The organism is Methylocapsa sp. D3K7, from assembly GCF_029855125.1.
GTDB lineage: Bacteria > Pseudomonadota > Alphaproteobacteria > Rhizobiales > Beijerinckiaceae > Methylocapsa.
On record NZ_CP123229.1, the window covers coordinates 1,284,976 to 1,299,814 of the forward strand.

The window sequence follows — 14,839 nt, forward strand, 5'->3', positions numbered from 1 at the left end:
CCGTATGCGGTGGCGCAACAAAATCACGCCACCACATTTAGCTTCGACACCTGAAGACCCCGGCAGGCTCACCAGCCCCCGCCGTAGCCGTAGCCCGGATAGCCGTAGCCATAGCCGTACCCCGGATAGCCGTAGCCGTAGCCGTACCCAGAGGCACCTGCGATTCCCGCGCCCAGAAGGCCAAGCGCGGCGCCCGCGAAGATTGCGCCGCTCGGATCATATCCATAATTCCTATAGTAGCCCCCGCGATAATATCCGCCGTACCCCCGGCGATAATATCCGCCATAGCCCCGACGATAATATCCACCGTAGCGCCGGCGGTAATGTCCGCCGTAGTAGCGCCGGGGGCCGTAGTGGCGGCGATAATATACCTTTTCCGCCGGGTCGGTCAGCCCCACGCTCAATGGGCTCGCCACGGTCATAGGACCAGCCAAAACCTCGGCCGGCGGCGCCGCAAACACGGTCGCGCCGCACAATGCAGCGGCCAGGACGGACTTCAGACTCTTTCGCATTTCGATCTCCACGTCGGGCGGGCGCGCCCGACTCTCGCTAGGCGGGCGCATCCCAATCATTTAGGCGCAAAAGCGGATTCGTCGAGGGGGCTCGTCGAGGCGCTTTCATCGCGCCTTCGAAAAGCTGGTTCAAGGCCAGCCGTTGGCGCCTTTCACCGCTTTTGAAGGTCGCATGCCAGTCAATTCCCGCGCCGCACATGCCTTTCATGATAATCTAGTGGGTTGAGTCGTCTAAAAAGTCGGGTAGAGGTGCTTTAGTTTAATGCGGGCATCCTCAGTGGTGAACTGCCAATCGGCTTTGGCGTGATGTCGGTTTCGATCTTTTTGCCAAGCCGCGATTTCGTTGGACAAGCTTTTCTGATCTGGAATGCGGCGGTCGAGACATTGATTAGAGAGAACACCCAGTTCGGATTCAGCCATATTCAGCCAAGAGCCGTGTTTGGGGGAGTAATGCCACTCGAACCGTTCGACGAGGCGCCTTGCCTCAGCGGGCGGGAAGGCTTCGTAGAGTGACGCTGGTTTGTGCGTGTTCAAATTATCCTGCACCAGAATGATTTTTTTGGCCTTCGGAAGGTGCTTGTCCGCCAGATCTTTCAAGGCATGCGCGTAATCGACAGCCGTGCGGCGATCCGTGACCTTCACATGACGCCAACCTTCGAGCGGTGCAAAAAACATAAAGAGATTGGCGGTACCGTTGCGTTTGTATTCATAATCGGTGCGAGCCGGCCGTCCCGGCTTCATCTTGATCGGTTCGTGCGTATTGGCGATCAGTTGCTTCGAGGCTTCATCAAAACAGATCAGCGGAAAATCTGCCTTGCGAGGGCGCAGGTAAACCGCCAGCACATCTTCCATCGCCGCTACGAACGCGCTGTTTTGCTCTGGGGGGATAACCCATTGCTCTTTGAGATGGGGCTTAAGCTGGTTTTTTTTAAAACCCGTCCAATCGTGTTGTCACTGGCATGATCGACAATCTTTAGTTCCACGACCTTGTTCTCCAAAAGCCGCAGCGTCCAGCCTGAACGCCCGGCCGGCGGTGGTGAGCAAGCCAACGCGATCAGCTTGGCTTCCTTCTCGCCGTCAAAAATAGCGGGGATTGGCGGTGTCGCCCGTTTCTTGCGGCTTAAAACCGCCTCAAGCCCTTCATCCATCCATTGCCGTCGAACCCGCGCGCACATGGTTGGATAGGTTCCCAGAGCTTCAGAAATTTGCACGTCATTCCACGACGATCCCTGTTTGCTGGTGTCGGCGTGCAACAGTATTCGCGCTCTCAGTTGGAGCCTTGCCGAACTTTTCCCCTTGCGGATGATATCCTCAAGCCACGACCGCGCTTGGCCGCTCAGTTTCACGACATATTGCTGCTTGCGCATCTCGACCTCCGTCGCTCATGTTGCGACAGAAGGAATCATACCAAAGGTCATAGCGACTGACCGACGTGAGCCCATTCTCGCATCCCGATGGATGTGATTGTTTCAGGCTGGGCTATGAGCTTTCGCCAGGCGGCGCAGGCTGCGTCGATGATGGCATCGTAATTTTCGAAGACGGTGTTTGAGAGCCAGTTCTGACGCAGATACTGCCAGATGTTCTCGACCGGGTTCAGTTCCGGCGCGCGCGAAGGCAGGAAGATCGGCGTGATGTTTTCGGGCACGTTGAGCTGGCTGGTGGTGTGCCATCCGGCCCTGTCGAGCAGCAGGACGGCATGCGCACCCTTGGCGACGTTGTGCGAGATTTCGTCGAGATGGAGCTGCATCATGCCGGTGTCCGCATAAGGCAACGCGAGGGCCGCCCCAACGCCGCGGGCGGGGCAGATCGCGCCAAACAGATAGGCGTTGTCGTAGCGCTGGTCGGCGGGCTGCCTTGGCCTCGTTCCACGCCTGGCCCACTGGCGGACGAGGCCATTCTTCTGGCCGATCCGGGCTTCGTCCTGGAACCAGACTTCGACCGGCGTCGTCTCTGGCAGTTTGTCGAGATGAGCCTTCAGCGCGCGCGGGAAGTTTTTTTGAACGCCTCGACGATCTGTTCGTCCTGGGCTGGATGGCGCGGCCTTGCGCTGATGTGCGAGAAGCCGAGCTTCTTCAAAAGCTTTCCAACGTAGCGCTCGTGGAAGTCGACGCCGAACCTCTCGGCGATGATGCGCCTGAGGTCCACCCGGCGCCAACGCACGACGCCATCCTTCTCACGATCCGGCCCGGCCTCGACGATTGTCGCGAACTCGGCCAACTGCGCGGCTGACAGGCGCGGCGCGGGGCCCTCTGTCCAGTTGTCGATGAGGCCCTCTGGCCCGGTGGCGTTGAAGCGATGGACCCAGTCGCGCAGCGTCTGCCGATCCATCCCGCCGATCTTGGCCGCCGCCCTCCGATCCATCCCGTCCCGCACTGCCGCCAGCGATAACAGCCGGCGACTCTGGTTGACGTTCTTTGAGCGCCGGGCCAACACCCGAAGCTCCTTGGCCAAATAGTCCTCTCGCAATTTCACCGCTGATGGCATGGCGCGAATCCTCCGCGCCAAGGGAATCAGAAAACCGCCGCCAAGGGAATCCACTCAATGAGTCATCCCGCGGGGCCATTAGTATCATCCATTCAATACAATTTAGTTAACGCAGGCAACTAGCACCATGTGCGGACGCTTCACCCAATCCTACACTTGGCGCGAGTTGGTCGAGCTTTATCGGCTGACCGTGCCAGCTCGCAATCTTCGCCCGCGCTACAACATCGCCCCTACCACGACAATTGACGTTTTGAGATTGTCAGAGACCGGGCCGGAGCTTGTGCCGATGCGCTGGGGTCTCATTCCGGGCTGGTGGAAAAAGACCGCGAAGGAAGTCCCCTCAACGTTCAACGCGCGGGTCGAGACAATTGCCGAGAAGCCAATGTTCCGCTCGGCTTTCAAACGCATGCGCTGCATCGTTCCGGCGTCCGGATATTATGAGTGGCGAACGGTCGAAGGAAGCAAGCAGCCTTATTTCATAAGCGCGGCGGATGGCGCGGTGCTCTCGATTGCTGGGCTCTGGGATCAATGGAAAAACCCAGCAACCGGCGAGACGATTTCGAGCTGCACTTTGATCATCACCGCCGAAAACGATTTCACGCGGCCAATTCATGAACGGATGCCGGTCTTTCTCGGCGGCGATGATCGTGATGCTTGGCTGACCGGAAAGGCGGGCGTTGAAGTGTTGCGATCCGCGCCGAACGATCTCTTGCGCATGTGGCCGGTCTCGACACGGGTCAATAAGTCGGGTGTCGGAGACGATGACGCGAGTTTGATTGAGCCGATTGGTGATGTTGCGGCGACAAGCCCGTTCATAGCCGGCTCTGCCGCGCCGCTATCGTAGCAGCGCATCAGTACATACACGATTGCCGCCTAAGCCGTTCCAGCGAAAAGCATCCCTATCCGCCCCGGCACGTCGAATGCCGCCACCGCGCGGGCCATGTCGAGCAAGTCGAGGCCGACCCACGGCATGACATGGAAGATGAGGCCCCAGACGAGGAACGCCTGCGCCGCGATGCCGAGACCCACGCCCGCGAACATCTGTGTCGTTAAACCAATGGCCGCGAGCGGCCGCCTGTAGTCCGGCACGGCTTTGCCCTCGGGTACCCATTGCAGGAGCAGCCGCGCCAGCGAGGGAATACCGCGCGTAAACGCCATGCCGCCGATCGTGAGATTGACGAGACTCGGAATCATCGACGAGAGCAAGAGCGCATAGGCCCACCAATATTCCGGCGCGGCGGGCTTTTCGGCGATGCCATCGAAGAGGGCGTCGAGAGGTAGGACAGGTTTGCCGCCACCATGCGCGGCCAATTCATCAAAAGCCTGCACGCCAATGACCATGGCCAGCGCTAGAAGCGCAATGATGACACCGGCGAGAGCTGCATCGACAAGGGCGAGAAAGTAAGGCCACCAGCCTCCGAGTTCGAGACCTCGATGCAGCAGCGCCCGCGTAAGCCCGAGCGATGCCCAGTCGAACGGCGCGTTGAGCAGTGTGAGCAAGCTCAGGAATAGCAGTTGGGGGCCAATTATGTTCCAGTTGTCCGAAGGCGACAACAAGGCCGTTGCGCCGAAGCACACCAAGATCATAGCAGGGAAAAACAGCGACAAGAAAACAATTTGCCGCCCGGTTTTGATGGCAAGCCGCCGCCCATATCTCATCGCGACAACGATACCGAGAACTACAGGGACAGCGATAACGACAGAGAATGCGGCAGCATCATTTAAGCCTATACCTCCAAAGCCCACGACAATAGCAGCGACGGTGACGCTACCCGAGAGAAAAACAGGTGCCCGGACAATGACAAAGGTACCGAGACTGGCGGCCAATGGCAGAGCGAAAGCGATAAAGCCCGCGACAAGGGAAGCGACAGCGGCAGCTGTCGTGCTAACGGCAATCCAAACGAGAGGTTTCCATCGCCCTTTTCCGAACCGGAGCCACCAGGCTATGCTTTCGTACCAGCGCCAATTTGCAAAAGTGGCAAACGCGATTGCCCCCGCCGAAAGGCCTCTCAACCAAATGGAAATATCAGGATTGAGACCGAGCGCGGCTTCCGCCGGACCAACGTGGCCAGAAATTACCCACGTGACGAAAATAGTCACGACGGGATATATCAATGCAAGAAGCAGGCAGCGATCTAGAGCGTGCGCCGTCCACAGCGGGGCCGGTTTTTTAAGACCAAATGCGTGTGGGAATAGTGTCCGATCGGCCATACCCACATCGCCAAAAAGCCACTCGATCCGGTCGAGAAATACGGTCAGCCATTTCGCGTACAGCCGTGCCGCAAGGTTGCCTCCGGCGAGGCTCGCGCGCAGCTTGTCATAGTCCTGCCGCTCGATTGAGCCTTCCGGCGCAGCTCCCTGCGCCAGGACACCGAGATAATATTTATACACAACGCGGGCAGCGAGAACGCAAAGGCCCGCGACCACATAGAACAATATCGACGCAGGCCCCTCCGGCAAGAGCCCGGCCATCCATTCGATGAACGTCCCGAATGGATTGCCGATCGCCTTGGCGGCTCCAATCCCGGATAACTGATCGGTCACGTCTGCCTCCCGGTCGCTGCAGAAAAAAGCCCTCGTCTGCAGAGCTAGCCAGCGTCGTCCAAGAGTGCAACACCATCGCTGGAGAGCGAGCGCAGGCGATCGCTGAGCCGCGGGGACTTGATTTCACGGCGCACCCCCTTACTCGCTGTGCTCTATGATGAATTGAGCCCTGTGCAGAACCTCATCAAAAGTGAGGACTTCGGGTCGGCGCGTGTTCCGGCGAAATGTCTCGAAGGAACGAAACTTCTGCTCGTTTATTCCCTGGGTAGCAACGAACTGGTCTAGGCTGCCGATCACGAGGAATGACCTGGGCTCAATGTTGAAAAGTATCTCCCCAGTGGGATCACCATAATCGTTCATTGGTGCAAGCTTGCGACCGATATTTTGCACAGCCTCTTGCACTGTTGCCTGGACCTGCGCGACACCGCCGCAGAGTTCCGGGGAAGGAGCCCAGGCCGCCGGTCGATAGGGTTTGGGGTCAAGTAATGGCGTGTCGTGTCGCTTAATTTCGACAAAGCACAGTGAGCCTATCAAACCCCGCGTCTTCATGAGACCATCGGATCGTTTTCCCGATCCCGCCACATCGTGGCCGCGGACTACTTGCTCCAATTTCCTGTCGTCCAAGCTGGTCAGAAATTGATATGAAAGGCCATAGCCGAAAATCCACGTGTTCGACTCAAAGAACTTTTGCCAAAGCCCCTCTGGAGTTGTTGCGAGCCGCCTCTTTTCTGCTTCAAAGAATGTGCGGTCGCGAAGAAGAGCTTCGAAGCGTTCCAACTGCTTTCGACGGTATCCCACGGCGACTAAGTCGCGCTTGAGTTCCTCGTTTTGTGCGATCCTCAGAAACAGGTCTTCGTGCTCCGAAAAAATGCGTCGTGCCTGACCTTGATCAAGCACAATGCCGCCGAGTTCCTCGTCGGACAAGTGGAGCTTCCGGTCATCGGCTAGCGGGGCTGTCTTAATGGCAAGGATAAATTTTAAGAGGGTGTCGATTTCGGAGCCCACAAATGAGAAGTGTTCGCGGTCGAGCGGCCCTCTAGAAGAGCTGTATTTCTGAATAGTCAGTGTCTTAATCGCGCGGTCATCTTCAAGGACGACGGCCTTGATTTCGTATCGACCCATCGGGGTAACTCGAAGCGTCGCCTCATTCTCAATGACGGCAAACTTCAGGCCTTCTTGTCCTTCGACGATTCGCGAGGCGATGCGAAGCTTCTTTCCGGTAAGTTGGTCACAGAAGCTTTTGCTGACAAAAGTCTTGCCGGGTTTCTTTGTGAAGAAGAATGAGCGGTCTTCGAGCTCATCGTTCATGTGTTGCCGCCCGTGATTGCGATGCGGGGGACCCGCAACTCCAGGGTGCGGACGCTAAATCCGACTCGCCGCGTCGCCATAGATGAAATTGCCTTCGCTCCCGTCCGAAAAACGCACCTTCCCACCGCCACTAAATTGAGTGTCCCGCGTGGCGGTCGCAATTCCCGTTCTGCCGTCGGAGCAAAGAATGGGGACAGTCAACGTCTTGGAGTCGGTGACGGCATTGTAGGAGCCGGTACACGTGATTTTCCCATTTGTTACGCTAAAGCTACCGCCACTTAGCGCGGACGTGTTCGTCCCTCGCAGAATTTCGCCATGCTCACTGATGACCGCGAGAGGGACCGTAACCGAAGTCGCGCAGGCCGAGCCCAGCAGAAATGCCGGGATTATGATGGCTCGCCTCATGCTTTAAATGCCCTTTTTGGAAAACCAATTTGTGAAATTTGACGAAAAAATAAAACTACATGAAAAAATTTAAAACTCCATACCTAAGCCATGGCGCCACCGCGCAGAAAGCCTGCCAGCGGCCTTACCGTGGGCGATTGGCCCCGTCCGGCCTCGGAGCCATCTTGCAGCGCGTCCGAGCTTCGGAGCGGCCTTTCAATGCGGTGGCGGGGTGTCATCCGCCGGCGCGTCATCGGCGCTTTCGTCGTCCGTGGCAGCTGGGGTTACGTCTTTGAGCTGCGCCACCTTTTTTGCCTCAAGCGTCTTGATGTAACCTTCCAACTCCGCGAGAGACATGCTTTGTAATTCCTTCTCGTACAGTTGTGGCGCCTGAGGGGCGGCGAGATACCCAGCACGATCAATGATGATCTTCCCACAATCCACGCGGCAACGCATCGGTGCAGCCTCGTCGAGCATCGTCCGGTATAAAAAAGCGAAGGCAGCTGGCGCCATTTCCGTCTCGATAATTCCCTTCATGACCTGCCGCAGGTCGCCCCCGACGCTATTTGATTGTTGTAGGTACAGCTCAAAAGATCGCGGGTGGCAACCGGCCAGCCGGGCTGCTTCGGCCGGTGGCGATCCTTTCGCATAGTGGTAGAGCGCGACTCTGATGTTCGACGGGGGGAAAGCGGCAAGGGCAGCGGCGGCTCTTTCTTCCGGGGGCAGGCGTACGAGGGACCAAGCCACACGCTCGATTTCTTGAAGTTGCTGGCGATCGTTGTCGCCGTTGGGCAGGCGCCCGTTGGCGGCTCGGGCTTTTATGGGTTTACCGGTCATGGTTAAGGTTCCTTTTGCTGCGTTACGGTCGCGTAACGTGTTGAAATTATGGGATGTTATACTAATGGCCCCGCGGGATGACTCATTGAGTGGATTCCCTTGGCGGCGGTTTTCTGATTCCCTTGGCGCGGAGGATTCGCGCCATGCCATCAGCGGTGAAATTGCGAGAGGACTATTTGGCCAAGGAGCTTCGGGTGTTGGCCCGGCGCTCAAAGAACGTCAACCAGAGTCGCCGGCTGTTATCGCTGGCGGCAGTGCGGGACGGGATGGATCGGAGGGCGGCGGCCAAGATCGGCGGGATGGATCGGCAGACGCTGCGCGACTGGGTCCATCGCTTCAACGCCACCGGGCCAGAGGGCCTCATCGACAACTGGACAGAGGGCCCCGCGCCGCGCCTGTCAGCCGCGCAGTTGGCCGAGTTCGCGACAATCGTCGAGGCCGGGCCGGATCGTGAGAAGGATGGCGTCGTGCGTTGGCGCCGGGTGGACCTCAGGCGCATCATCGCCGAGAGGTTCGGCGTCGACTTCCACGAGCGCTACGTTGGAAAGCTTTTGAAGAAGCTCGGCTTCTCGCACATCAGCGCAAGGCCGCGCCATCCAGCCCAGGACGAACAGATCGTCGAGGCGTTCAAAAAAACTTCCCGCGCGCGCTGAAGGCTCATCTCGACAAACTGCCAGAGACGACGCCGGTCGAAGTCTGGTTCCAGGACGAAGCCCGGATCGGCCAGAAGAATGGCCTCGTCCGCCAGTGGGCCAGGCGTGGAACGAGGCCAAGGCAGCCCGCCGACCAGCGCTACGACAACGCCTATCTGTTTGGCGCGATCTGCCCCGCCCGCGGCGTTGGGGCGGCCCTCGCGTTGCCTTATGCGGACACCGGCATGATGCAGCTCCATCTCGACGAAATCTCGCACAACGTCGCCAAGGGTGCGCATGCCGTCCTGCTGCTCGACAGGGCCGGATGGCACACCACCAGCCAGCTCAACGTGCCCGAAAACATCACGCCGATCTTCCTGCCTTCGCGCGCGCCGGAACTGAACCCGGTCGAGAACATCTGGCAGTATCTGCGTCAGAACTGGCTCTCAAACACCGTCTTCGAAAATTACGATGCCATCATCGACGCAGCCTGCGCCGCCTGGCGAAAGCTCATAGCCCAGCCTGAAACAATCACATCCATCGGGATGCGAGAATGGGCTCACGTCGGTCAGTCGCTATGACCTTTGGTATTTGTCCGGCGTCAGCACCTGTGAGACAGATTTAGCGGGTTGAATAACGGAGGATTTCTGGCTCATCGTAACCATCGAGGAGTGGAGATGAGCCAGAAATCCGGAACTGCCAAGTCGTCCTCCGAGCGGATCGTGAAGGACATTCGCCGAGCAACGCGCAAGCAATATTCGGCGGAGGAGAAGATCCGCATCGTGCTGGACGGCCTGCGCGGCGAGCATAGCATCGCGGAACTCTGCCGGCGCGAGGGCATCGCCGAGAGCCTGTATTACACCTGGTCGAAGGAGTTCCTGGAGGCTGGCAAGCGGCGCTTGGCGGGCGACACGGCGCGTGCGGCGACCAGCGGCGAGGTCAAGGACCTGCGCCGGGAAGCTCAGGCACTGAAGGAGGTCGTCGCCGAGCAGGCGCTGGAATTGCGCCTGCTCAAAAAAAGCATGATCGCGGATGGGGAAAGCGAGGAATGAGATATCCGGCTTCCGAGAAACTGGAGATCATCCGGCTGGTCGAGCAATCCCATCTGCCGGCGCGCCGGACGCTGGAGAAACTCGGCGTCTCTCGCGCCACCTTTTATCGATGGTGCGACCTTTGCCAGACTGGCGGGCCAGAGGCCCTGGAAGACCGATCTCCCAGGCCCGACCGCGTCTGGAACCGAATTCCTGACAATGTGCGGGGCCAGATCGTGCAACTGGCCCTGGACGAGCCGGAGCTGTCGCCACGGGAACTGGCGACACGCTTCACCGACACAAAAAGCTATTTTGTTTCGGAAGCTTCGGTTTATCGCCTGCTGAAGGAGCACGACCTAATCGCCAGTCCCGCCTACATCGTCATGAAGGCCGCCGATGAGTTCAAGGACAAGACGACGGCGCCCAACCAGCTCTGGCAGACCGACTTCACTTATCTCAAGGTGATTGGTTGGGGTTGGTTCTACCTCAGCACGATATTGGACGACTTCTCGCGCTACATCATCGCCTGGAAGCTCTGTACGACGATGAAGGTCGGGGACGTCACGGAAACACTCGACCTGGCGTTGCAAGCCGCGGGGCTTGATCACGCCAAGGTCGTCCATCGTCCGCGATTGCTCTCGGACAATGGCCCTTCCTACATCTCGGCCAATCTGGCCGAATGGCTGGACAAACGCAACATGGATCACGTGCGCGGCGCGCCCTGCCACCCGCAAACACAGGGCAAAATCGAGCGCTGGCATCAGACGCTCAAGAATCGCGTCTTGCTTGAGAACTATTATCTGCCCGGCGACCTGGAAGCCAGGATCGACACCTTCGTCGATCACTACAATCATCGCCGCTATCACGAGAGCCTGGACAATCTCACGCCGGCTGACGTCTACTTCGGCCGAGGACAAACCATTCTGCTGCAACGAGAAAGGATCAAACGAGCCACCATCCAAAATCGTCGCTTGCAACACCAATTGAACGCCGCATAAAATCAAACATCAGATGAGCCGCGTCCTCCATTAAATCACGCCGCCATCTGTCTCAAATTATCTGACGACGGACAGTCTTGGCGGCTTTCCATGTCTTTGCGGCGGAGAGCAGGACTTGCAGACATTGACCGCCGAGCCTCTCCACATGCGAAGCATCGATATCAATGGGCCTGCCCCGCAAGCTGAGAATCTCGGCGGCAAGGGGCGCCGCGGCCTTAAGATCGAGCACGCCGTGCAGTTCGACGAGGCCGGCGGCAACGGGCTTTTTGGAAACGACTTCCGGCATTAAAATTCCTCCCAGCTTTCTTCCTGGCTGCTTTGGGCCAAGTCGGGTTCGGGTTTGCGAAGCGCGCCGCCGCTGCGACCGGCAGGTGTCTTCAGGGCGGCGCACGCCGCCGGAACAGGCCGTCTCGCTTGGCGCGCGGCGGCCGGGCTCCCGGCGGCTTGGCCGCCGGTCTGAAACCGGCCAACGAGAGAAGCTAGCTCGTCGCTCTCTTGATTGAGCATATGCGCGGCGGCCGTGGTCTCCTCGACCATCGCGGCATTTTGCTGGGTAACTTGATCCATCTGGTTCAATGCCGTGTTAACTTGGTGAAGTGCGCTCGCCTGCTCCTGGGCGCTGACCGCGATTCGGGAAACGACGGTATCGATTTCGGCGACCTGCGCGACGATCCGCCCAAGAGCCTTGCCGGTCGCACCAACAAGCTCGACCCCTTGCGAGACCTGAGAGGTTGAGGCTGTGATAAGGCCCTTGATTTCCTTTGCAGCCTCGGCCGAGCGCTGAGCCAGCGCCCGTACCTCGGAGGCGACCACGGCGAAGCCACGTCCTGCATCGCCGGCCCGTGCCGCCTCGACACCCGCGTTCAAAGCAAGAAGATTGGTTTGGAATGCGATCTCATCGATAACGCCAATAATCTGGCCGATCTGGCGCGACGATGTCTCGATGCCGCCCATCGCGGTAATCGCCTGCCGGACGACCTCACCGCTCTCATCCGCGTCCGCTTTCGCGCCTGTTACGACTTCACGTGCATGAATGGCACCTTGCGCTGTATTTTTAACCGTCGCGGTGATTTCGTCGAGCGTCGCGGCCGTCTCTTCAAGGCTCGCCGCCTGTTGTTCCGTGCGGCGGGACAGATCGTCCGCGGCGGCGGAAATTTCCCCGCTACCCACATGAATCGCATCGATATTCGCGCGAAGGCCCTGCATCGTTTGACGCAGCTTTTCCACCGCGCTGTTGAAATCGCTACGTAGCTTCTCGGTTTTCGGGGCGAATGCTGTGTCGATACGGGTGACGAGGTCGCCGTCAGCGAGACGGGCGAGACCGGAGGCGAGATTTTCGATCGCGATCTGATCCTGGTGCGCGGCTTCCTTCTCGCGCGCCAAGCGCTCCTCATCTTCTTTCTGCCAGAGTTTAACGGCTTCCTCTTCCTCGGCTTTCTTTTTCAATTTTTTGATGGCCTGGTCCTTGAAAACTTGAACCGCCTCCGCCATCCGGCCAATTTCGTCCTTGCGGGCAGTCCCGGGCACGGCGATTGCAACGTCGCCGTCCGCCAATTTCTTCATGACGCCAGTCATTTCCGTCACTGGCTGGGCAATGCTCCGTGTCAGCCACCAGCCGACAAGAATTGCCAGCAGAAGGCAGGTCAATCCGCCAATGACCAGCGCCAGATGCGCGTCGTTCATAAGCCTGTCTTGATCCCTTTGAGCCGCCGCCGACCAGGCATCCGCCTGAGTGAGAGCCTCCTGAACCTGGTTTTTAACAGCCGTGAAGAGTTCAGTGCTGCGAGCTGACTTGGAAATTTCGGCCGCTTTTTCGGAGGTTGGGTTATCCCGGGTCAGGCGGATCATTGGATCGCCGACCTCATTCCGCCAATTGGCCCCAGCTATTTCGACTTTGTCGAAGAGCGAAATGAGTTCGGGGCGGCCCGTAATATCTCCGCGGAACTGCGCTATGTTCGTGGCAAAATCCTTGACCGCGGCATCATAGATGGGCGGCAGGCGCTCGTCCCTCGCGATAATGTAGCCGCGCGCCGTTCGAGCCTGGTCGGACACCGCGTTGACGGCGCGTTGGAGGTCGTCGACGACGTTATGAGCCCTCTCATTGTCCAGAGCCGCAGCGTCGAGCGACTTCAAAATAACGAAAAGCGTGGCGCTTGTCAGCGCGACGGCAACGAGAATACAAGCGAAGCCTGCAGCAAACTTGCGGCCAATACCAACATTTGAAAACGTCATGGCTCCCCACAAAGAATTGGCTTGCGTCGCCAGCCAAACCATGGCCAGCCGTCCGCCGCGATTCACAAGGAAAGAGCGTAAGCCCGCACTGGGGTGACAGAACTCACCTCACCGAGCAATGCGCGACGACTCGCGCTCTCTTTCGGGAGATTGTTGTAGAGAAGAGGATTAAATAAACCCTGAATGGATGTCTGTATTATGAGTTTAATACGCAGCTTGAACCAAGCTTATTTGTTATTTAATACTTAAATAATTTATATAAAATTGACTCAAAGTGATGACGTTACTTGAAGAGCCATCCCAATCGAACGCTATGCGCCAGCGGCCACCCGCCGTCTTATCGAAGACTTTCATTATTGGGTTGTTGTTTGCTACCATCGAACGTCTGCTGCGGCGTTTCGATCGATGATCCCGTTGTTCGTGCGTGGCGAGATGGCCACCAGAGTGGCGCTGTTGCGCTGATCCCTGGTTTGATCGCGTGCCTAGCAGATGACGCCAGTACCGTCAGGTATCGCCATGGGCGGATGATCACTGGCTCTGGCGACGGCGGGCGGCATAGAACGCGCGGCATCGTGATCAGGCGGGGCGGACCGGAAGATGAGCCACACGCTCAATAGGATCAAGGCCGCGCAGCCAACGACCACCGCTCTGTTGCGAAGGTTTTGCACGACGTTTACAAGTTCTAGATCGGAGTCTGGGGCTCGTTTGCGCATAAAATATGTGAGTAGTCCCGCGAACCCAATCACCGCAGGCACCGTCTTTATGAAGGCCGATAGATCCATGAAGCTCAAATCCGCCATTACACCGCGATGATCGAAGCTTAATCACGGCCGCCAGTGACATAAATCATAGTTTTTTTTCTGGCATCCGTCCATGCCACGAGGGTGGCTATGCCTCCCAGCGATGGTTCCCGACGAATTCGATGAATTCCTTGAGATTGCCGTCTTCCCGCTCGCGTGACCAAATGAGACCGATCGATCTTGATATGCAGAGATCGGAAACCGGAACTTGCTCAACATCAGCTATTCCATAATGAGCGGGAACAAGCGCAACACCTATTCCAGAGGCGACAAGAGCGAGCGCCCGATCATCCTGGTCGGTCTGATAGACAACCCGCGTCTTTATTTGGCGGGCAGCCAGCAGATCGGTGACGTCCTGATAAAAATCGCATCGCGTCCGCACGATCAAGGGTTCGCCTTCGAGATCGGCAAGCCGCACGCTTTGCCGACGCGCGAAGCGATGATCCTTTGGAACCGCCAACACATAGGGCTCCTTAAAGAGAACCCGGCTCGCAAATTTGAGATCCTTGCCTTCAAGGATTGTCAGCACTGTGTCGAGATCGTGTTCGGCAAGAAATTCGATCAATTGCTCACAGCTGCCATCCACCACTTCGATCGCGACGTGGAGGTTGGCGCGGCGAAAGGAACTTAGCAGATTGGAGACGCAGCTGCTGGAGAGCGACTGCAGCACGCCAATCCTCAAAAGCTTCGGCGTGGCGATCGTCTTGAGTTCGGCCTTCACAGCATTGCAGTTTTGCAGAATTTCCTTGCCGGCTTCCAGCAGTCGCGCACCAGCGGCAGTTGGCACTATCGGGGACCGGCGACGATCGAGCAATTTAACGTCGAGTTCCGCTTCAAGCCTTGCAATGCTAGCCGAGATCGCCGGTTGCGAAACAGCCGCCCGTTGCGCACCCTTCGTAAACCCGCCAGTCTCGGCGACTGCAATGAAGTGCCTGATCTGAGTGAGCTCCATGCGGGTACTTAGATATTTGTCCGCCGTATAATCAATATCCGTAGTTTATCCGCGAGCTAGCCTGCAATCAATCATTATCGATGTATCTGTGAAGCCTTGGCAACCGGAGCAGGAGGCATTCTGGG

13 protein-coding genes are annotated in these 14,839 nt (G+C 58.1%); 3 read left to right on the forward strand and 10 right to left on the reverse strand.

The window, feature by feature from the left end:
- Window positions 1-68 precede the first annotated feature (68 nt).
- From QEV83_RS05785 to QEV83_RS05795, 3 genes are all read right to left on the reverse strand, one after another.
- Complete coding sequence (locus QEV83_RS05785; RefSeq protein ID WP_280130281.1) at window positions 69-512, reverse strand: hypothetical protein; 444 nt, start codon at window positions 510-512, stop codon at window positions 69-71.
- A gap of 231 nt (window positions 513-743) precedes the next feature.
- Window positions 744-1,879 (reverse strand): IS630 family transposase gene (locus QEV83_RS05790; protein ID WP_280130282.1). Its coding sequence is split into 2 segments (ribosomal slippage): window positions 744-1,447 and window positions 1,447-1,879, totalling 1,137 coding nucleotides; the frame shifts between segments, so codons are not numbered across the junction.
- Between the two features lie 47 nt (window positions 1,880-1,926).
- Window positions 1,927-2,996 (reverse strand): IS630 family transposase gene (locus tag QEV83_RS05795; RefSeq protein ID WP_280127821.1). Its coding sequence is split into 2 segments (ribosomal slippage): window positions 1,927-2,510 and window positions 2,510-2,996, totalling 1,071 coding nucleotides; the frame shifts between segments, so codons are not numbered across the junction.
- A 127-nt stretch (window positions 2,997-3,123) separates the two neighbouring features.
- Between QEV83_RS05795 and QEV83_RS05800 the strand changes: the two genes are divergently transcribed.
- Window positions 3,124-3,840: an SOS response-associated peptidase gene (locus QEV83_RS05800; protein WP_280130283.1), complete on the forward strand. Its 717-nt coding sequence runs from the start codon at window positions 3,124-3,126 to the stop codon at window positions 3,838-3,840.
- A gap of 29 nt (window positions 3,841-3,869) precedes the next feature.
- On the opposite strand, the gene QEV83_RS05805 is transcribed toward QEV83_RS05800, so the two are convergent.
- From QEV83_RS05805 to QEV83_RS05820, 4 genes are all read right to left on the reverse strand, one after another.
- Window positions 3,870-5,540, reverse strand: coding sequence for a hypothetical protein (locus tag QEV83_RS05805; RefSeq protein WP_280130284.1), 1,671 nt, complete (start codon window positions 5,538-5,540; stop codon window positions 3,870-3,872).
- A gap of 138 nt (window positions 5,541-5,678) precedes the next feature.
- Window positions 5,679-6,848, reverse strand: coding sequence for a DUF4263 domain-containing protein (locus QEV83_RS05810; protein ID WP_280130285.1), 1,170 nt, complete (start codon window positions 6,846-6,848; stop codon window positions 5,679-5,681).
- 54 nt (window positions 6,849-6,902) lie between these two features.
- Window positions 6,903-7,253 (reverse strand): hypothetical protein, encoded by a 351-nt coding sequence (locus QEV83_RS05815; RefSeq protein WP_280130286.1) that lies wholly within the window; start codon window positions 7,251-7,253, stop codon window positions 6,903-6,905.
- Between the two features lie 195 nt (window positions 7,254-7,448).
- Window positions 7,449-8,069: a hypothetical protein gene (locus QEV83_RS05820; RefSeq protein ID WP_280130287.1), complete on the reverse strand. Its 621-nt coding sequence runs from the start codon at window positions 8,067-8,069 to the stop codon at window positions 7,449-7,451.
- Window positions 8,070-8,212: 143 nt separating this feature from the next.
- Here QEV83_RS05820 and QEV83_RS05825 point away from each other — a divergent pair.
- Window positions 8,213-9,282 (forward strand): IS630 family transposase gene (locus tag QEV83_RS05825; protein ID WP_280127821.1). Its coding sequence is split into 2 segments (ribosomal slippage): window positions 8,213-8,699 and window positions 8,699-9,282, totalling 1,071 coding nucleotides; the frame shifts between segments, so codons are not numbered across the junction.
- A gap of 96 nt (window positions 9,283-9,378) precedes the next feature.
- Window positions 9,379-10,730 (forward strand): IS3 family transposase gene (locus tag QEV83_RS05830; RefSeq protein WP_280128402.1). Its coding sequence is split into 2 segments (ribosomal slippage): window positions 9,379-9,715 and window positions 9,715-10,730, totalling 1,353 coding nucleotides; the frame shifts between segments, so codons are not numbered across the junction.
- Window positions 10,731-10,782: 52 nt separating this feature from the next.
- On the opposite strand, the gene QEV83_RS05835 is transcribed toward QEV83_RS05830, so the two are convergent.
- The 3 genes from QEV83_RS05835 to QEV83_RS05845 all read right to left on the reverse strand — a co-directional run bounded on the left by QEV83_RS05835 (window position 10,783) and on the right by QEV83_RS05845 (window position 14,714).
- Window positions 10,783-11,016, reverse strand: a complete 234-nt coding sequence (locus QEV83_RS05835) for an STAS domain-containing protein (RefSeq protein ID WP_280130288.1) — start codon at window positions 11,014-11,016, stop codon at window positions 10,783-10,785.
- Complete coding sequence (locus QEV83_RS05840) at window positions 11,016-12,962, reverse strand: methyl-accepting chemotaxis protein (protein ID WP_280130289.1); 1,947 nt, start codon at window positions 12,960-12,962, stop codon at window positions 11,016-11,018. The genes QEV83_RS05835 and QEV83_RS05840 overlap by 1 nt, the downstream gene beginning before the upstream one ends.
- A gap of 888 nt (window positions 12,963-13,850) precedes the next feature.
- Window positions 13,851-14,714, reverse strand: coding sequence for a LysR family transcriptional regulator (locus QEV83_RS05845; RefSeq protein WP_280130290.1), 864 nt, complete (start codon window positions 14,712-14,714; stop codon window positions 13,851-13,853).
- Window positions 14,715-14,839 lie beyond the last annotated feature (125 nt).